At 32.3% G+C, this 20,557-nt stretch carries 15 protein-coding genes; 3 read left to right on the forward strand and 12 right to left on the reverse strand.

Going from position 1 to position 20,557, the window contains the following annotated elements; genetic code table 11:
- Positions 1–10: 10 nt before the first annotated feature.
- The 7 genes from phoU to WC223_04210 form a co-directional block, all read right to left on the reverse strand.
- A complete protein-coding gene (gene phoU / locus WC223_04180) occupies positions 11–685 on the reverse strand; it encodes a phosphate signaling complex protein PhoU (protein MFA6923432.1) in 675 nt (224 codons plus the stop codon).
- A 59-nt stretch (positions 686–744) separates the two neighbouring features.
- Positions 745–1,503, reverse strand: coding sequence for a phosphate ABC transporter ATP-binding protein PstB (gene pstB, locus WC223_04185; protein ID MFA6923433.1), 759 nt, complete (start codon positions 1,501–1,503; stop codon positions 745–747).
- A gap of 168 nt (positions 1,504–1,671) precedes the next feature.
- Positions 1,672–2,568: a phosphate ABC transporter permease PstA gene (pstA, locus tag WC223_04190; GenBank protein ID MFA6923434.1), complete on the reverse strand. Its 897-nt coding sequence runs from the start codon at positions 2,566–2,568 to the stop codon at positions 1,672–1,674.
- A 240-nt stretch (positions 2,569–2,808) separates the two neighbouring features.
- On the reverse strand, positions 2,809–4,002 hold the full coding sequence (gene pstC / locus WC223_04195) for a phosphate ABC transporter permease subunit PstC (GenBank protein ID MFA6923435.1): 1,194 nt from the start codon (positions 4,000–4,002) through the stop codon (positions 2,809–2,811).
- A 148-nt stretch (positions 4,003–4,150) separates the two neighbouring features.
- The gene (locus WC223_04200; GenBank protein ID MFA6923436.1) at positions 4,151–4,984 is read right to left on the reverse strand and encodes a phosphate ABC transporter substrate-binding protein; all 834 of its coding nucleotides are present in this window, start codon (positions 4,982–4,984) and stop codon (positions 4,151–4,153) included.
- A gap of 58 nt (positions 4,985–5,042) precedes the next feature.
- Positions 5,043–6,644 (reverse strand): porin, encoded by a 1,602-nt coding sequence (locus WC223_04205; protein MFA6923437.1) that lies wholly within the window; start codon positions 6,642–6,644, stop codon positions 5,043–5,045.
- A 576-nt stretch (positions 6,645–7,220) separates the two neighbouring features.
- Positions 7,221–8,618, reverse strand: a complete 1,398-nt coding sequence (locus WC223_04210; protein MFA6923438.1) for an inorganic phosphate transporter — start codon at positions 8,616–8,618, stop codon at positions 7,221–7,223.
- 328 nt (positions 8,619–8,946) lie between these two features.
- Between WC223_04210 and WC223_04215 the strand changes: the two genes are divergently transcribed.
- Positions 8,947–10,035 carry a glycosyltransferase family protein gene (locus WC223_04215; GenBank protein ID MFA6923439.1) on the forward strand — a complete coding sequence of 363 codons (1,089 nt, stop codon included), beginning with the start codon at positions 8,947–8,949 and terminating at the stop codon, positions 10,033–10,035.
- A gap of 51 nt (positions 10,036–10,086) precedes the next feature.
- The gene (locus tag WC223_04220; GenBank protein ID MFA6923440.1) at positions 10,087–10,971 is read left to right on the forward strand and encodes a diacylglycerol kinase family protein; all 885 of its coding nucleotides are present in this window, start codon (positions 10,087–10,089) and stop codon (positions 10,969–10,971) included.
- Positions 10,972–11,022: 51 nt separating this feature from the next.
- Here the strand turns inward: WC223_04220 and WC223_04225 are convergent, their stop codons facing one another.
- From WC223_04225 to nikR, 4 genes are all read right to left on the reverse strand, one after another.
- Complete coding sequence (locus tag WC223_04225; protein MFA6923441.1) at positions 11,023–12,420, reverse strand: inorganic phosphate transporter; 1,398 nt, start codon at positions 12,418–12,420, stop codon at positions 11,023–11,025.
- Positions 12,421–12,661: 241 nt separating this feature from the next.
- A complete protein-coding gene (locus WC223_04230; protein ID MFA6923442.1) occupies positions 12,662–13,390 on the reverse strand; it encodes a sulfite exporter TauE/SafE family protein in 729 nt (242 codons plus the stop codon).
- Positions 13,391–13,405: 15 nt separating this feature from the next.
- Positions 13,406–14,185 carry a transporter gene (locus tag WC223_04235; protein ID MFA6923443.1) on the reverse strand — a complete coding sequence of 260 codons (780 nt, stop codon included), beginning with the start codon at positions 14,183–14,185 and terminating at the stop codon, positions 13,406–13,408.
- Between the two features lie 14 nt (positions 14,186–14,199).
- A complete protein-coding gene (gene nikR / locus WC223_04240) occupies positions 14,200–14,601 on the reverse strand; it encodes a nickel-responsive transcriptional regulator NikR (protein MFA6923444.1) in 402 nt (133 codons plus the stop codon).
- A gap of 158 nt (positions 14,602–14,759) precedes the next feature.
- Between nikR and WC223_04245 the strand changes: the two genes are divergently transcribed.
- The gene (locus WC223_04245) at positions 14,760–15,998 is read left to right on the forward strand and encodes an argininosuccinate synthase (protein MFA6923445.1); all 1,239 of its coding nucleotides are present in this window, start codon (positions 14,760–14,762) and stop codon (positions 15,996–15,998) included.
- A gap of 48 nt (positions 15,999–16,046) precedes the next feature.
- Here the strand turns inward: WC223_04245 and glgP are convergent, their stop codons facing one another.
- The gene (glgP, locus tag WC223_04250) at positions 16,047–20,294 is read right to left on the reverse strand and encodes an alpha-glucan family phosphorylase (GenBank protein MFA6923446.1); all 4,248 of its coding nucleotides are present in this window, start codon (positions 20,292–20,294) and stop codon (positions 16,047–16,049) included.
- Between the last annotated feature and the right edge of the window lie 263 nt (positions 20,295–20,557).

The raw sequence follows: 20,557 nt of genomic DNA on the forward strand, positions 1-20,557 counted from the left end.
TTATTTAATGTTAATCAATAATATTTTCATGTTTAATAATCTTGCCGTCAATCCAGAAAACAACAGATTCGGCAATATTTACAGCATGGTCGGCAAGGCGTTCAATTTGTTGTAAAACAATTATTAAATTTGTTGCAACAACAATAACTTCTGATTTTTTGGTCATTTCGTTAATTATTTTTGAATGCAACTTTTGATTCAAATCTTTTATAAAATCTTTATTTAGCAACAATTCTTTAGCTTTAACAACATCTTTTTCAATGTAACTTAAAATTGCTTTTGAGAAAATTTCTTTTGAATGATTTGCTATTTCGTTAATTTTAAATTTAGTGATTATTTCGGGTTGTTCCCTTATACTTTCAGCTCTTTTAGCAATGCTTAATGCAATATCTGCAATGCGCTCAAGTTCATTGTCGATTTTAAGTGATGACATTATTAAACGCAGGTCAGATGCTACGGGCTGAACAAGAGCGAATATTCTTTGACAAAGTTTATCAATTTTCACATCTATATCATCAATTTTATTTTCATTTTCTTCAATTTGTTTAACCAAATCCTTATTGCCGGTTAACAATGCCGTTATTGATTTTTCAACCTGAATTTCCACAAGGTCCGACATTTCTATAATTCTTTTTCTCAGTTTCTCTAATTCTTGTTCGAAATGAGTTTGCATAAATGGAGTCATATATTTAAAGTTTTAAAATTACTAAATTTTTATAATTATTACATTTATTAATTTTCAAATTAACCAAATCTTCCTGTTATATAATCTTCTGTTTGTCTTTTCTCGGGGTTTGTAAATATTTTTTTAGTTTTATCGTATTCTATAAGTTCTCCAAGATAAAAGAAAGCCGTCCGGTTGCTCGTTCTTGCTGCCTGCTGCATATTATGAGTAACAATTACTATTGTATATTTTTCTTTTAATTGAAAAATTAATTCTTCTATTTTGCTTGTTGATATGGGGTCTAATGCACTTGCAGGTTCATCCATTAAAATAATTTCGGGATTAACGGCAAGAGCTCTGGCAATGCAAAGTCGCTGTTGCTGTCCTCCCGATAAACCAAGTGCCGAATCATATAACCGGTCTTTTACTTCATCCCATATTGCTGCATTTTTTAATGATGTTTCAACAATTTCATCAAGTTGTTTCTTGTCTTTTATACCGTTTATTCTCGGTCCATAAGCAATGTTATCGTAAGTAGATTTTGCAAAAGGATTGGATTTCTGAAAAACCATTCCGATTTTTTTTCTCAAATTAACAACATCAACATTTTGAGCGTAAATATTTGTTCCGTCAATTAATATTTCTCCTGTTATTTTTACATTATCAATCAAATCATTCATTCTGTTCAATGTCCTTAAGAATGTGGATTTGCCGCATCCAGAAGGACCAATCAAAGCAGTAACCCTGTTTTGAGGGATTTCAATATTAATATTTTTCAACGCTTGCTTATCGCCGTAGTATAGTGAAAGATTATTTATTTTTATTTTTATTTCTGCCATGACTAAACAAATTGTGAAATTGTGAATTTGTGAAATTGTGAGTTAAGCATTTTTTATTTTTTAGTCTTTTGTTTTCAAATTGTCAAATTGTTAAATTGCTTAATCGTTGTTTTTATAATTTATTTTTGTTTGTGATTTTTAACAATTGAGCAATTTAACAATATAATTTTAAACTTTTTTTCTTCTTATTCTTGCTCTTATGATAACTGCCGTAAAGTTCAATGTAAAAGTCAATAATAATAAAACCATTGTTGTTGCATACTGAATAGGCATTGTTGCATCAACATTAGTTGATTGGGTTGACATGATGTAAATATGATAACCAAGATTCATAAACTGGTCGCTTAATGACGTTGGTAATGATGCAAGATAATAAGCCGCGCCTGTGAATAGAATGGGTGCAACTTCGCCTGCACCGCGACTTACAGCAAGTATCGTTCCTGTCATAATTCCGGAAATAGAACCGGGAATTACAACTTTTATTATAGTTTGCCATTTTGTTGCACCAAGTGCTAAGCTTGCTTCCCGCATTTCTTTTGGCACTGCTCTCATTGCTTCTTCAACCGATACAATAACTACAGGCAATGTTAGCAAAGCCATGGTTAAACTTGCCCAGAGAATATTGGGTTGTGCCCATTTCAAAGTTCCGCCAAGAAAAATATTATCAATGTTTCCGCCAACAAATTTTATAAAAAATCCTAATCCGAATAACCCGAATATTATTGAAGGTACAACAGCAAGAGTTCTCACAGCAAAGCGAATTGTTTTTGAAATAACTGAATTCTCTTTTGCATATTCCGTTAAGTATATTGCAGTGATGGTTCCGAAAGGCACCGCAGCAATTGACATAACTATTACCATTAATGCTGTTCCGTAAATTGCCGGAAATATTCCTCCTTTTGTCATTCCGTCCGTAGGAAACTTTGTTAAAAATTCCCATGTGAAATTACTTCTCCCGTTATAAATAATTATCGAAATCATAATTACTATAATTGCAAGAATTAAAATCACAGAAAACCCTGTTAAGCCAATAATTATTCTACCTTTTAATTTATTTCTATTCATTATTTAGTTGTCAATAGTCATTGGTCATTAGTCATTAGTAAAACTTCGACATTCGATATTCAGTGTTCGATATTCGATATTATTTATTTTATTTTTTTTCTTTTTCTCTGCGCCTTAGCGTCTTTGCAAAAAACTTTTTTATTTTCAAATTAATTTGTGAACTTGCGAAAACAACGAACCACAAACGACAAACTACTAACTATTTTCATTATTCACTATTAATTATTATTTATTATTTTTTTAACTCTTCCCTTGAATTCTTTTTACCAATTTTCCTTTCACGTAAAATTCAGCTATTGCATTTAGAGTAAAAGTAAATATGAATAATAAAGAGCCGATTAAAAACAAAACATTATAATGAGTGTCGCCAAAAACGACTTCAGCCATTTCCGCACCTATTGTTGCCGATAATGTTCTTACCGAGTCGAATGGGTTTAATGAAATCATTGCTGCATTTCCTGTTGCCATCAGAACTATCATTGTTTCACCAAAAACTCTGCCTGTTCCTAAAAGTATTGCGGCAAATATACCGGGTGTTGCAGCAGGAAGAGTGACAAAGAAAGCAGTTTGCCAGCTTGAAGCTCCTAAAGCTAAACTTGCTTCCGTGTATGTTTTGGGAATAGCAGTTAAAGCATCTTCAGTAATAGTGTAAATTATAGGAATAGCAGCTAAAGCCATTGCTATCCCGCCTACAAAAGCATTTAATCGTGTTTCATAACCAAATACATTTTGAAAAAAAGATGCTAATACCATTAATGCGAAAAAGCCTACTACTACTGAAGGAAATCCGGCAAGAAGTTCAACAGCAGGTTTAATTATTTCCTTCATTCTTTTTGAAGCAAAATTCGATGTGAATAACGCCGCAAGAATTGCAACCGGAGCTGCAAACAACATTGCAATTATTGTTATTTTAAATGTTCCCAGAAACAAAGGCAATAATCCGTATTTGGGGTCGTCAGAAACAGGTTGCCATATTCTGCCTGTTAAATTTCTGAATGATGCTCTGTCTTCAGGTGTTTCTTTTCTTTCTTCTTCTTTGATTTTATTATTATCTGTGACGGCTCCATATTGTTCCTGTCCGTTTGAATTTGTTGGAGTTTCTTTTTTTGTTTCAACTCCATAAGTTTCTTGTCCGTTAGAGTTAACATTTTCTGTTTTAGAATTTGTTGAAATGATTTTTTCTGTCTTTGCTTTTTTTGTTTTGTAAAATATGGGAAGTGATTCTCTGAATACGAATACGAAAATTAAAATTATTATTGTTATTGATAAAAAGGCAATCAGAGTAATCAGCTTTTCTGCCAAAAACTCCGAAAGCCTGAATTTCTTTTTTAATGATTCGGAAGTAAAACCCTTTTGCGGAGAATAGTCCAATGTATTCTCATCCTTCGGTTTTAATTCCTCGTCATCATTATTTATGTTTTCAAAATAATTCATTTTGCATTCAAGTACTTCGAGTACTTAAAGTTTTCGAAACATTTATATTTATATTATTTTTTTTAATTACTCTAAGTTTTTAAGAAAATCCATCATTTTTTTTTTTACTTTAAGTACTTTAGGCACTCGAAGTACTTGAAATACTTTTTTACTTAACCGGAAAGTAGCCAACTTCAACAACTAATTTCTGGCCTTCAGGACCTAAAATCCAGTCAATATATTTCTTTATTTCACCGGTTGGTCTGTTTTTTAAATACATGTATAAATACCTTGAAATAGGGTAAACATTGGATTTGATGTTTTCGGCAGTTGGCAAATATGCTGTACTTTTATCATCTTTTTTTACTTTGCAATCTTTAACACCTTCAGCATAAGCAGCGCCACCATAGCCAATTCCGTATTTGTCTTTTTTTACTGCATTCACAACAGCAGCAGTTCCGGGAAGCGTTTGGCAGCTTGCAGCATAATCAGCTTTTACAACATTGTCTTTAAAATAAACATAAGTACCAGAGCTGTTTTCACGACCATATAATTTTATTGCAGCATCGGGTCCGCCAATTTCTTTCCAGTTTTTTATTTTGCCGGTATAAATTCCACTTAATTGTTTTATTGATAATTCGGTTACCGGATTTGAATTATTTATGAAAATTGTTATTCCGTCTTTTGCACAAGCAATTTCCACTCCCATTGAATTATAGCGTTCTTTTAGTTTATCAATTTCCGATTGTTTCATCTGACGGCTTGCATTTGCAATGTCAGTTGAACCATTAATTAATGCAGCAATTCCTGTTCCTGAACCGCCACCTGTAACCTGAATTTCAACATTAGGATTTGATTTCATGTAAACTTCAGCCCATCTTTGAGCAAGAATTACCAATGTGTCCGAACCTTTTACTGTTATTTTTTGCTTAACCATAAAAGCTGTTGCAATTGTAAACACTACTCCCAGTGCAATTGCTGTTATTATATTTCTTTTTTTCATATTTTTTTTTATTTTTATTGATTAATTTTTTTTATTAGTGAATCTGTGGCATGTTTTTTTAAAATTTAGCTTGTACTCTTACAGAAAGCATATTGTCTTTTACATCTTTCCCTAAATTGCTGACAACAGTTGCTGTCGATGTTTTGAAAGCAGCATTATTGCTTTTTTCATTTTGTGGCATATCATATTGAAGAGTTATTCTTATGTTGTCATTAAAGTAATACTGCCATGCAAGAGCTATAGTACTTATAGCGATATCACTTGAAGTATTTACGCCATCACCTTTAACTTTAGTATTTGGGTCATAAACATCATATCTTAAAACAAACTGATTTTTCTTACCAATGTTTTTAATAAAATACACATAGAATCCTGAAAATTGCCTGATTTTGAAAGGAGAGATAGTTGTTTTAGCTGTTCCGTTTAAGTATGTAGTTGGGTTTGTAGAATTTTTTGTAGATGTAACAGTATTCACAGTTATTGCACCATCTGAACCAATCGTTGTTGAGCTTTTTCCGGTTAATGTATCTATTTTATATGTTGTAGATGCTGTAGTTGTTGAGCCGCTAACAATGTTTTGTCCTGCAATAAATTCACCTTTTATAGCTAAACCGCCAAGTATATCAAGATATATTCTCATTTCACCGCCAAACCATTGTTTTTTTAAGCAAGCACCGGGTGTTTTCGTACTATCAATTGAATATTTATCTGTTGCAACAGAAGCAGGGGAATCAAATCTTTTAACTGAAGTATAATTTGAATTTTGAATATATAGTTTATAGTTTGAACCAATTAAACCTGTATTAATATCAGAATTTACATTTCCAAAATAGCCGTGAGTACCAATATCAATACCCAACCAACTTATTGATTTAAGTTTAATTGTATAATAAGCGCGAGCCATAACATCTTTTTGCGGGTCATTATCCACTGCATCAATAGTTGCTTTGTTAGTTGAAGTTCTTGTAAAAGCGTTTGCAAAGTTGCCATTTAGTAAAGCAAGTTGAACATGAAGAGGAATTTTTGGCGAGTTGTATTCTATTTTTGTGCCAATTTCTCTTTCGCCCGGATATAGTTTTTGAATTACCATTGAGCGTTCTAATACTTCTCTTGAGCTGGAAGAATATTCAACTTCATAATTTGGTCTGTTAAACTGACCAGCCCATAAGGCAAGACCTTTACAGAATTTAAAGTTAGCAAGTGCATAAGCATCTTTTAATGCTAACCCACCTGTACTTAAATCGGGTTGAAGAACAAATGCTATTCCATCAGCTGGCTCATAAGTAAATTTTATTCTGGCTCTACGAAGGAAGAATGTATTATTGTTGCTCAATCCGTATTGAGGAAACGCACCGGTTAATGTTGTTGCTCCACCATTCTGTGCTTGAAATTGTCCGAATGTCAAAAGTGCACCTTGATATCCTTTTCCGCTGGTTGTGTAATCATAGCCCTCTCTGTGTTGCCATTGTGCCTGAATGTAGCCAGATATTTTGATTTTGGCAAGTTTGAATAAATCGGCTTCATCTGTTGAAAGCCGCTCATCGAGAGCATTTAGTTTTGCATTGTGTTCGTCAATTTTTTCTTTTAATGTATCTAAATTGACTTGCGAAAATCCGCTCAGTGATATCGCCATTAATGTTGAAATTAAAATTCTTTTCATGTTTTAATTTTTTTGTTAATAATTCATTGTTGTTTAACAATACAAAAGTCAAGGGTTAATATTTCGTAAACATTAAGAAAAGGTTAATTGTTGAATAATTTTACGTTAATTGAATGTTAAGAGAATTTTGAAATGCATTTATTAGCAAGAGTTTTGAAGCAAGAATAAAAAAATAAAGAGTTGTTAATATTGAATAGCCAATACTTTTCAATTACTATAAAAAATATATTTTAACCAAATATAAATTATCTACTAAAAAAGAAAATTACAGTTAGAAAAACAAAATATAATATCCAATATATTTTTGTTTTCATTAATTCAATTAATAAATAAGGTTTCATGATTTTTAATTTTAAAATTTCATATTGCAAAAGTCAGATATTAATGTTTTATAAACATTAAGGGGAAGTTAATTGTTGTATAATATTAAGTTAAGTTAATATTAAATGGTACTTCTAAAAAGTATTCACTAATTTGCATTATTCGCAATTATAAACTGATATTTTTATACTTGTCTGAAATGGATAAGCAGCTTAATTTTTTGTACAATAATCATTGAAGCTTAAGCAGCAGATATTATTTGATAAAGTATTTAAATAATAAAAACAGTCCTCCTGAAAGTGTAACAGTAACCGGAATGGTAATAAGCCAAGTGAGTAAAATATTTTTTACGGTTTTTGATTGAAGATTTTTCAGACCGCCTTCATAAACCATGCTTCCTGCAACACCGGATGATAGAACATGCGTGGTACTTACAGGTAGTCCCAAAAGAGTAGATAATTGAATTGTGCTTGCAGCAACAATTTCAGCACTTGCACCCTGAGCATAATTCAAATGCGTTTTACCGATTTTTTCACCGATGGTAACAACAATTCTTTTCCATCCGAACATTGTACCTAAACCCAGCGAAATGGAAACCATCAATATAGCCCACAATGGAGCAAATTCGGTATATGCTTTTAATTCTTTAATATTTGATTTTAATTTGTGAATTTCTTTTTCATCAAGATTGCTCTTGCAGGTTGTTATTGTCGGGGTTAAACTTGCCAAACTTAAAATATTTTTTCTTAATTCAAAACTGTATTTTTTCGTGTCAACATCGGGAGTTTGAATGATATTTAAAATCTTTTTAATTGCTCCAATGTTCACTTGTGCTTTGTAAACAGCAATTGTGTCTTTCGGTAGCATTTTTTTCTTGTTGGCTTTATTCAGATACCATTCTATATCATTTACACTGCCAATCATATTAGCCGGATTTTTTGTGGAATTTAAAGCAAATTGAGTGGGCAAAATGCTTATTAAAATTATCATAATAAGACCAATTCCTTTTTGTCCGTCGTTGGAGCCATGAGAATAACTAACGCTTGTACATGTAAGAACTAATATTCCTCTTATCCAGAAAGGTGGCTTTTTGTGTTCATCGGCTGAATGGAAAAATTTCTTTTTTCTTATTATTTTATGAAAAATATACATAAGAAAAATTGTTATCATAAATCCAATCATTGGAGATACAAGTAATGACAAACCGGCATCAATTATTTTATTCCAGTTTAGCTCAACTGGGGTTGGCGAGGTGATAATGAATGCAATTCCAACTCCGAAAATTGAACCAAGCAATGTGTGAGAGCTTGAACAGGGTATGCCCAAATACCACGTTCCGAAATTCCATATTACAGCAGTTAAAATGAGTGATGAAACCATTGCTATGTTATTATAAACATTCTGGTCAACCAATGCTTGTAATGGCAAGAGATTAATAATACCCATAGCAACAGCAAGTCCTCCAAAATAAACACCGAGAAAATTCCATACACCCGACCAGATTACTGCTGTTCGTGGTTTTAATGATTTTGTGTAAATAACGGTTGCAACTGCATTTGCGGTATCATGAAAACCGTTAATGAATTCGAATATACATGCTGCTAATAAACATGCGATTAACAGAAGTGCTAAACCTAAATCTAATCCAAACATATTTTTTTTTAATTTGTTACAAATATTTAAATTTAAGGTTAACTGGATTTTAAGTTAAGTTTAATGGGAAGTTAATTCTATGTTAAATTAATGTTAATAATTTAGCCATGATTTAAATACTTACTTTATCTGACAGTTTTTTTCAGTCTGACAGAGTATAATAATAATTTTTTTAAAAATTGTTAAATTGATAAATTGATAGATTGTTAAGAATAGTATTGCTATACGAAAAGGTTAAAACAACAATTAAACAATGTAACCATTTAAAGTATTATTGTAAATAAAAAAAGTTTAAATTAGCATTTAATAAGTAAGAAATTCAAAAAAAATGAAGTTCGTATTTTTTGTTCAGGGTGAGGGAAGAGGGCACATGACACAAGCGTTGTCACTCAAAACAATAATTGAAAAACGCGGACATACTCTCGAAAAAGTTTTTGTCGGTATAAGTAGCTCAAGAAAAATTCCCGATTATTTTGTTAATAAAATAGAAGCGGAAATCATTCAAATAAAGAGTCCGAATTTTATAAGCGATAAAAAACGCAAATCAATTAAAATTTTTCCTTCGATTATATTCAACTTATTTAAAATGCCCGATTTCATTGGCAGTATGAATTTAATAAATAAGGAAATTAAAAAAATAAAGCCTGATGTGATTATTAATTTTTATGAACCGCTTTTCGGTTTGTGTAATTGGTTTTATGGCAATAAAATTCCTGTTGTTTGCATCGCTCATCAATATATATATCATCATAAAGATTTTGTTTTTCCGGAAAGATTTGAAACCGAAAAGAAAATGTTGAAAGTATTTGCATCTCTGACTGCATTGAGAGCGAAAAAGAAACTTGCACTTTCTTTCTATCCTTTAAAAAATAAGAATGATAAATTAATTGTAATTCCACCGTTTTTGAGAGAAGAGGTTTTGAATTTAAAAATTTCAAAAGAAGATTTTTTGCTTGTTTACCTTTTAAATGAGGGTTATGTTGAGGATATAATAAAATGGCATGATAAAAATAAAAATATAAAATTGCATTGCTTTTCCGATTGGAAAGAAATTAAAAATGATGAGTTTGTTTATGATGAAACGCTGTGTTTTCACAAATTAAATGATGTTAAACTTCTTGATTTGCTCAGTCGTTGCAAAGGACTTGTAACCACTGCCGGCTTCGACATTATTTGCGAAACAATGTATTTGGGAAAACCGGCTTTTATGGTTCCGGTAGAAAACCAATTTGAGCAATTCTGCAATTCCATTGATGCGCACAGAGCAAATGCAGGCATTTGCGATAACAAATTTGATATATCAAAATTTATTAAATTTATCAATTCATATAAAAATAATAATTCCGAATACCGCCAATGGGTGGAGGGTTCAATTGATATTGTTATGAGAGAAATTGAATCGGTATTTACAGATTAAAGTTTTTAGCAATAAAAACTTATCTTTGCAAAAAAAAAATCAGAAAATAAAATGGAGCAGTTCAAAAAAGCGTTATTTGTATTAAATCCGGTATCTGTTGGAAAAAGAAATAAAAATATTTCAGAAAAAATAAAATCAATTATCGGAGAAAAAATAAATCATAAAATAATTATTTGGGAAAACGCAAAGCATGATATCGGAAGCATTGTGAAAGCCGAAATGAATAAAGAAAATTATGACTTGATTGTTGCTGTTGGTGGCGATGGAACTGCAAATGAAATAGCATCGGTACTCACAAACACAAATGTTACATTTGCATTAATACCATCGGGTTCGGGAAATGGTCTTGCCCGCCATCTTAAAATTCCAATGAAGCCGGATGATGCTTTACATCTCCTGTTAAATGGAAAGGTGAAAAATATTGATACATGTTATATAAATGAGCATCCGTTTTTTTGTACGAGCGGTATAGGTTTTGATGCACATATTGGAAAATTATTTGTCAATAGTGTTGAACGCGGTTTCAATAGTTATCTTAAAATCGTCATTAATGAAGTTTTTAATTATAAACCTAAATTGTATGAATTGGAAATTGATGGTAATAAAATTTCCGTAAAAGCTTTTCTAATTACTTTTGCAAATGCAAATCAATATGGCAATAATGCTGTAATTGCTCCTGAAGCCGATATTCAGGATGGAATTATTGAGGTTACAGTTATAAAACCGTTTAATGTTTTTCAGGCAATTATAATGGCAGTGCGATTGTTTGCCCGCAATATTAATAAGTCCTGCTGTGTTGAAACGTATAAAGCAAAAAATATTAAATTATTTTCTGTAGAAAACAATGTAATTCATTTTGATGGCGAACAGGGCGAAATATCAGGAAATTTAGAATTAAAAAATCACAAACAAAGTTTAAGGGTTTTGGTAAAATGAAAATTGCCATAGATTTACAGACAATGCTTTTTTATACTAAGTACTTCCTTCCTATCTTGCAAAACTTCTAAACAATAAAAACAATCCGCCGGAAAGAAGGATTGTTACGGGAATTGTAATTATCCATGTAAGAATAATGTTTGTAATTGTTTTTCTCTGTAAATTTTTAATGCCTCCTTCATAAACCATGCTTCCTGCAACGCCGGAAGACAAAACGTGAGTAGTGCTTACAGGTAATCCTAAAAATGAAGAGAATCCTATTGTGCATGCGGCTACTATTCCTGAGCTGGCACCCTGTGCATAATTCATGTTAGTTCTTCCTATTTTTTCTCCTATAGTTACTACTATTCTTTTCCATCCGAACATTGTTCCAAGTCCGAGAGAAAGCGAAACTAAAAGAATTACCCACCATGGAGCAAACTCGGTGTATGACTTAAGCTCTTTTATATTTAATTTAAGTTTGTATAATTCATCTTTATTAAGATTAGTTTTGCAAGTTGTTAATCCGGGAGTTAAACTTTCCAGATTTAAAATGTTTTTTCGTAATTCGAAATTGTATTTTTTTGAATCAACATCAGGATTTTGCAGATTATTCAAAATATTTTTTATTGTGGCAATGTTCATTTGCGCTTTAAAAACAGCAATAGTATCTTTTGGCAGCATTTTGTTTTTATCGGTTTTGTTAAGGAACCACTCAATAGCATTTGCGCTACCAATCATGTTTGATGGATTTTTGGAAGGGTTTATTGCAAATCGTGCCGGTAAAAAGCATATTAAAATTATCATAAACAAACCTATTCCTTTTTGTCCATCGTTTGAGCCATGTGAATAGCTGACGCTCGTACAGGTGAGAACCAGAAGTCCTCTTATCCAGAACGGAGGTTTTTTATGCTCCTCGGGTGTGTGAAAGAATTTCTTTTTTTTAATTATTTTTTTTAAAAAAAACATTAATATAATTGTTACTCCAAATCCAATTATCGGTGAAACGAGCAAAGAAAGTCCGGCATCAATTACTTTATTCCAGTTCGGTTCTACAGAATTTGAAGTAGTAATCATAAAGGCAATTCCTACCCCAAAAATTGAACCAATTAATGTGTGTGAACTTGAACAAGGTATTCCGAGATACCACGTGCTAAAATTCCATATTACAGCTGTTAATATGAGTGATAATATCATTGAAACGCTGTGATAAATATTCTGGTCAACCAATGCCTGTAGTGGTAAAAGGTTAATAATTCCCATTGCAACAGCAATACCTCCGAGATAAACACCAAGAAAATTCCATATACCCGACCATATCACTGCGGCATGTGGTTTTAATGACTTTGTATAAATAACTGTTGCAACAGCATTTGCCGTATCATGAAATCCATTGATGAATTCAAACGTGCAGGCAGCAAGTAAGCAAACGAACAGCAGAATAAATAAACCTAAATCCAATCCTAACATAATATCAATTTTTTGTTAAAATTATATTAAAACCAATTCAACACAAAAAATTTGTCAAAAAAAATACTTGATTGTTAATAAAAAAAACAGAAGAGTAATAATATAAGTTATTCGTTAAAAATGTTTGTGGTTTGTCATTAATTCGGTTTTTCTCGTAGCTCTTGACTCATAGCTCGTAGCTATTGTTAAAGGTTTATTAATAGGTGGGGATAAAGAGTATCATTATTAAAAAGCAAAGTACTCAAAATCCCAGAAATTCAATTCCTAATCCGCAAATAAGAATTGTTCCGCCTGCAATTGCGTGCATATAACGTTCCATTTTATGCATCGGAATAAAATTAAATCCGAACAATGAGATTAACACAATTGTGAGCATTGTTGCAATTGTGAAAAATGAAAATACGAGAGTTACAATGAGCATACCTGAAATACTTTCTTGTGCCGCAGGATACATAAGTATGGGAATCAGCGGTTCGCAGGGACCGAAAACAAAAACCGTAAATAATACCCATGGAGTTAAATTTATTTTTTTTTCTTCTTTGTGTGTGTGTTCATGTTTTTCGCCATCATGTGAATGTTTGTGCAAATGTTTATGTAAATAAATTTCATTATTTTCGTGAATATGAAAATGTTTGTGTGGTTTGTTTTTATATGCTTTCCATAATCCCCAGATAAAATAAATTAATCCAAACAAAATAAAAAGCCATGCAGCAACATTGCCACGATAACCTTCAATAAATTCTAATTTTGCAACGGCAATGCCTGTTGCAATACCAACAAGCCCTATTACAACGGAACTCCCCACATGCCCAATGCCGCATAAAATTGTTATCCATATTGTTTTTGAAACTGACCAATTGCGGGCTTTTGACATAACTATAAAAGGAACATAATGGTCAGGTCCTGTCAGCGTGTGGAAAAATCCGATTGATGCTGCTGTGATTGTAAGTAATATTAATGCTTCGTTCATTTGTGTGTGTTAGTTTCAAAATCGTATTGTAAATCCTGCTATGCCCGTATAATCACATTCGGATTCGCTTAATCCTTGTTTGTATCCTGAACTTAATTCAATATCTTTTATTATCATATAATATAAGCCAATTAATCCAAAGATAACGGGAGTGTTGTTCTCTTTATCGGGATTTTTTTCAATACCGAAATTCAAAACGGGATGAAAACCTTTAAATAATTCGTAATCGAAAGATGTGCAAACATCCCATATGTGCATTTTTGAATTACATTTATTGAAATTGGTTAAATACCCGAAATTCAGATTAAATATAGTTTTGTCATTTTTTAATGTATAAACAAAATACAATGATGCATTCCATTCACCGCATCCGAAATCATTTTTGTAATTACCGCTTGGGAAAATTATTCCGGGTTTGATTACAAATAGGTGTTTGTTGTTTTTTAAGAACTGATATTTGAATTCAAAACCAATGTCTGAAATACCATACTCTTTGTGATTTATTGTATCTGATTTTATTTTGTGCCATGCTAATGGAACACCTAAAACAATATCAAGTTTATCATTAAAGCCGTATGTGAATATCAAATCAGAATATGAATTTTTATTAATATGTCTGAGCGTATTGTCAATTTCATTTCCATAACAAGCTTCAACTTGCTTTATCTTTTTGCCAACAAGTTCGGCGTTATCAGTAATTAAAGGAAGCTGAGCATAAGTTGAAAGAATGGAAAAATAAAAAAGGAAATGAATGAAGCAAATTATTGTTACTTTTATGTAATTTCGTGTTACCATAAATTCAAAAAAAATTATTCCAAATCCGTCATCACAAGCTTACCATGCTTAATTCCCTTTGTTCCTATTATTCTTTCTGACAAATTAATCAAATCTTTTGATTTTCCTTTAACAGCAATAGTTTCGAGGCATAAGTCATGAGCAATATGGACATGTTGGGTTGAGAGAATCAAATCATGAAAATCGTGCTGGATGTGCATTAAAATATTATTTAGTTCTCTTTTGTGGTGGTCGTAAACAATAACAATTGCACCGGCAACTGCCTTGTTATTATCCCACTTTTCTTTTACATTATTGTTCTTAATAAGATTACGGATTGCCTGCGAACGATTGGGAAACTTGTTTTGCTTAACAAGTGCATCGAGCGATTGCAAAATGCTTTTTTCGAGTGAAACTCCAAATCGTTTTATTTGCATTGTAGCACTTTTTTATTAAATAGTGGCACAAAATTAAAAATATAATTTTATTAAAAAAATAAAATTAATGTATAATTATACAAATAAAAATTATAATTATAAATTTATTTTTATTATTTTTGTAAAAAAAATGAATTAACAAATAAAAATTTAAACACATGAAAAAAGATAAAATAGTATTGGCATACAGCGGTGGATTGGACACTTCTGTAATTTTAAAATGGTTGTTGGAAAAAAATTATGATGTAATAGCATATATTGCTGATGTTGGACAAGATGAAGATTTTGAAGCAGCAAAGGAAAAAGCTTTAAAGATAGGTGCTTCAAAAGTTTATATCGAAGATTTGAAAGAAGAGTTTGTTGAAGATTTTATTTTTCCTGCAATAAAAGCAAATGCAGTGTATGAAAACAGATACTTGCTTGGCACAGCTCTTGCCCGTCCTTTGATTGCCAAAAAGCATATCGAAATTGCTGAAAAAGAAAATGCAGATTATGTTGCACATGGTGCTACAGGTAAGGGAAATGACCAGGTTCGTTTTGAGCTTACTTTTTACGCATTGAATCCGAAAATAAAAATTATTTCTCCATGGAAAACGCAAGAGTTCTTGAATGAATTTAAGGGTAGGACAGACATGTTGAATTATGCTGAAAAGCACAAAATACCGGTAAAAGCATCATTGAAGAAACCATACAGCGAAGACGATAATCTGATGCACATCAGCCACGAAGCAGGAATCCTTGAAGACCCAAAATATACTCCCGAAAAAGATATTTATGTTAAAATGAAGCTCCCTCAATACGCACCTGATAAAGAAACTAAAATTGAAATTCATTTTAAAAATGGGTTACCTGTTAAGGTTGTTAATCGTGATGATAAAACTCAATACACAAAACCATTAGAGTTGTTTCAATATTTGAATAAAGTGGGAGGGGAAAATGGAATCGGACTCGAGGATTTGGTTGAAAATCGTTATGTAGGTATTAAATCGCGCGGTGTGTATGAAACTCCCGGTGGAACAATCCTTTTGAAAGCACACATGGACATTGAAGGAATAGCAATGGACAGAGAAGTTATGAAATTGCGCAACATGCTTTCGCCTGTTTTTGCTGAAATAGTGTATAACGGATACTGGTACAGTCCCGAAATGGATTTCCTGATGGCTGCAATTAATAAAAGTCAGGAATTGATTGATGGCATTGTATATTTAACTTTATATAAAGGAAACATATTGGTTGATGGCAGGGAATCTCCGAGTTCATTATATAATAAAGAGATGTCGAGCATGGATATTGAAGGTGGCTTTGACCAGAAGGATAGTGCTGGATTTATCAGGATTAATGCTGTTCGACTAATGGCTCATAACGAAATTATGAAAAAGAAGAACAGCAATAAATAATAACAATTTAATAAAATATTTGGTACTGAATAGTTACAAATATTTTTGTCAGAACCACCTAATCAAATTCAAATCTTGCCTGTGTATTAAATTAGGATTTTTAGGGAAGATTCTGAAGCCATAATTATATGTACCTGCCTTATCGGAGGGAACGTCGCAGATGAACTTTACTTGCCTGTCGTTAATTTTTTCAAACGTAAGTTCAAGTTTATAAATAATTTCAGGTTGCTCGCTTGCTATATCGGTAAAAATTATTTCAATACCTATGTCATCAACTGAAAGTTCGTTCAAATCGAGTACAACTTCTGCATGAAAGTCATGTCCGAGTTTTAGTGCATTGTTCGCAACATCCGGACTTGTTGCTACGGAAACTATTTCGATGCTTTCCCATCCTCTCGAAACAACTTTTTTCCAATGCGCAAGTTTTTTTGCAAGCATAAAGTCATTTTCTTTGAGGTTTAAAGAATTTTTATATAATTTATTATAAAATTTGTTATAATAATCTTCAATCATTCTCTTTGTATTGTATTTCGGGGCTATTTCGGCTATTGCTTTTTTAATATATGAAATCCATTCTTTGGGAATACCATTTGCGTCTCTTTTGTAGAACATCGGTATTATTTCATTTTCAAGAATATTATAAATTGTAACGGCATCAAGTTCATCCTGAAATTCTTCGTTATTGTATGCTGCTTTTTCTTCAAGTGCCCATCCTGCTTTTTCAACATACCCTTCAGCCCACCATCCGTCCATTACACTAAAATTAAGTACACCGTTCATAGTTGCTTTTTCTCCGCTTGTTCCTGAAGCTTCAAGCGGTCGCCTCGGATTATTAAGCCATACATCAACACCCTGAACAAGTTTTTTTGCAAGTTCCATGTCATAATTTTCAACAAATAATATTTTACCCATAAACTCAGGTCTTCTTGAAATGTCAAAAATTGCTTTGATGGATTCCTGACCTGCTTTATCCTGTGGATGAGCTTTACCTGCAAAAATAAATTGCACGGGTTTCTTTTTATCATTAACAATTTCATTCAATCTGTTAATGTCTTTGAATAACAAATAAGCTCTTTTGTATGTTGCAAAACGCCTTGCAAAGCCGATAGTGAGTATATCGTCTTTTGTTGTTTTAACAATTTCTATAATTTTATGGGTGTTTTCCTGACGCTTTGTCCAGCTGTTTATGATTCTGTTATTAACATATACCATTAACTCTTTTCGTAGCTTCTGTCGTATATCCCATATTGTTTTATCGGGAACTTCGTGAATTTTTTTCCAGAATTTTTTTTCTGATTGATTTTCTAAAAATCCTTTTTCAAAAGTTGTTTCATAAAGTTCACGCCATCTTCCTGCTGTCCATGTGGGGTAATGCACTCCATTGGTTACGTAACTTACGTGTGACTCTTCGGGGAAATAACCTTCCCAAAGGTCTGAAAACATTTTTTGCGAAACCCTTCCGTGAATTTTGCTTACTCCGTTGATTTCACTTGATAATCGTGCGGCAAGATAGCTCATTGAGAATTTTTCAGTACTGTCGTCAGCATGCAATTTTCCTAAGCTCATAAATTCGTTCCATGTTAAATTAAGCCGGTCGGGGTAATGCGAGAGATATGTTCTTAGCATATCTTCAGAAAAGGCATCATGTCCTGCCGGAACAGGGGTATGAGTTGTAAAAAGATTTGAAGATTTTACAATTTCCATTGCTTCGAGGAAAGAACGGTTTTCGTTTTGCATCACTTTTCTAAGTCGTTCAACACAGAGAAATGCTGCATGTCCTTCGTTACAATGATAAATATCAGGATTCAAATCAAGTGCATCCAATAATCTTATTCCGCCAACACCGAGTAAAAGTTCTTGTTTCAAGCGATTTTCCCAATCTCCTCCGTATAATTGATAAGTTATTGAACGGTCGCTCTCTGAGTTTTTATCGTAATCAGTATCTAAAAGATACAAAGGAACTCTGCCTACATCAACTTTCCAGATTCTTGCGTAAATGGTACGTCCCGGAAATGCAAGTGTTATTTCTTTCCATTCACCATTTTCATCTTTAACGGGTTTAAGAGGTGTTTGCGAATAATGCTGAGGTTCAATAACACTTAATTGTGCTCCGTTTAAAGATAATTGCTGAATAAAATATCCGTTTCTGTATAATAAGCTTATCCCAATTATATCATGATTGCAATCACTTGCTTCCTTTAAATAATCTCCTGCCAGAATTCCCAGTCCTCCCGAAAAAGTTTTCAGGGAATCGTGAAAGCCGAATTCCATAGAGACATATGCTATTTTCGGTTTGTCTTTTTCAGAAGATTTGGAAATATAATCAGTAAATTCTTTGTGAACTTTTTTTAGTTTGTCAGTAAAAATTTTATCTTTTTCAAATTTCAGAAATTGTGAATAATGCATCGAATTAATCATTGCAACAGGATTGTGATTTGTTTTATTCCATAATTCACAATCCATATATTCAAATAATTCTTCACTTTCAGGATTCCATGTCCACCAAAGATTGCTTGCAATTTCCTTAATTCCTTCCAGCGATTTGGGTACATTTGATTCAATGTTGATGCGACGCCAAATAGGCTTGTGTTGTGATTCTACTTTGTGCAGGGTTATTTCAGGATAAAGTTTAGCTTTAAATGTAGATGCTCTTTTTTGAACTTTGCTCAATGCGATATTATATGCTTGCTCGTAATATTTTATTAGATTTTTCCACAAAGCAATTCTTGACATAACAAATGCCTGCTCTCGTGATTTGGCTCTTCCTTCTTCGGATCTATTGATATAATCCTGTAATTCATTAACTATTTCTGAAACCACATAATCATTATTATTCTCTGTTCTTTCAATTACAGCAGCACCTTCGGTCATTTTGTCGTAAATGGTTTTAATCCACATGCCAAAACCTGAAAGAGTTGTGGTAACAGTGGGTACATGAAAAGCCAAGCTTTCGAGCGGGGTATATCCCCACGGTTCGTAATATGAGGGAAATACTGTTACGTCAATTCCTATTAAAACATCGTAATAGTGCATGTTGAAAAGTCCATCGTAACCGTTCAGATAGCATGGTACAAAAATCACTTTTACTTTATCTTCAGGAAGATTTCGTAAATTGTTTTGAGATAATCTTTTTAATATAGGGTCAGATTCTTTATTTTGAATCCTGTGAGTAAGATGTTTGTCAATTGTAGGTTCATTAAAATCGGGATTTTCCATACGGTCTAACACTACTTTTCTTGGTCCGTAATGGCCTGCAGGAACTAAAATATATGCAATTATATCATTTTTTAAATCTTTATTCTGGTTTAGTTTGCTGAGGGCATCAATGAACAGGTCAATTCCTTTATTGTGAAATTCATATCTTCCGCTGATTGCAACAAACACACTGTCTCGTGACAACTTTTGATTTAAAAGTGCTTCACCAACTTTAAATAATTTTTCTTTGGCTTGCATTCTTTTTTCATCAAATAAATTTTTAGGGGGAACAAATGAATCCTCAAAGCCATTAGGAGTGATAACATCCACGTCTTTTTTTAGCAGTTGGGCGCATTCTTTTGCAGTAATCTCGCTGACAGTTGTGAAGCAATCTGCAGTATTTGCAGAAGTTTTTTCAAGCGAATGTTTTGCTGTAACATGAAACTGGCTTGCTTTTTCATCTCCGTTATATTCAGATAAATTTTCATAAAGAGGAAGTCCGTTTCCTGAAATGCATCGTCCTGCAACTGTTGCATGAGTTGTAAATATGGTTCCGATTTGCGGCACATTATCGTGCAGGTAAAGCAAACCGGTACCTGTCATCCATTCATGAAACTGGGCAACTACTTTATCGGATAAACTGTTGTTAAATAAATAAAAATTTTCAATTAATGTTCCTGCTGCATAACCAAATAATGCAGGTTCAACATAATCCCATTGCCCTGAAATAGAATCAAGGTTATATTTTTCCCAGAAACCGGCAAATATTACATCCTTTTGCGGAAATAGTGTGGTGAAATCAATTAATATCGCAACAGGTCTTCCTTCAATATTCCATCTGCCTACTTTTATCCTGAATCCTTTGCTTTCTGCCTGTTCCCGCCATGACTTAAATAAAAATTTATCTTCAGTAAAATCAGGATTGTCCGATGTGCTTTCTTTCCAGACATCAGGTCCGATAAATATTAAATTGTTTTTATGTTGTTTTGTTAAGGTTAAAGCTTTCGTAGAAATGACTGTATATATTCCACCAACTTTGTTACAAACTTCCCAACTTACTTCAAAAATGTAATCGGGATTAATAATTTTGCTTTCAGGCATATCTTCTATTTTTTTAATTTATTTTGTAAAAATAGTGAAAAATAAAAATATAAAAAACAAAATTGATTTTAAAATAACTTTTGTTCAATAAAAAAATATTATTTTTTTTCTTTGTGTTTCTTTGTGCTGTACTTTGATTGCCTTTGTGGTTGAATATTTTCACTTAACCGCAAAGTCACACTGGGGTTTTTGCAAAGTAACTCAAAGGACTTATAAAAAAACTTTTATTAAAACAAAAAAATGAACTTTAGTTTAGGTTTCAA

It is taken from the genome of Bacteroidales bacterium (assembly GCA_041671145.1).
Classification (GTDB): Bacteria; Bacteroidota; Bacteroidia; order Bacteroidales; family JAHJDW01; genus JAQUPB01.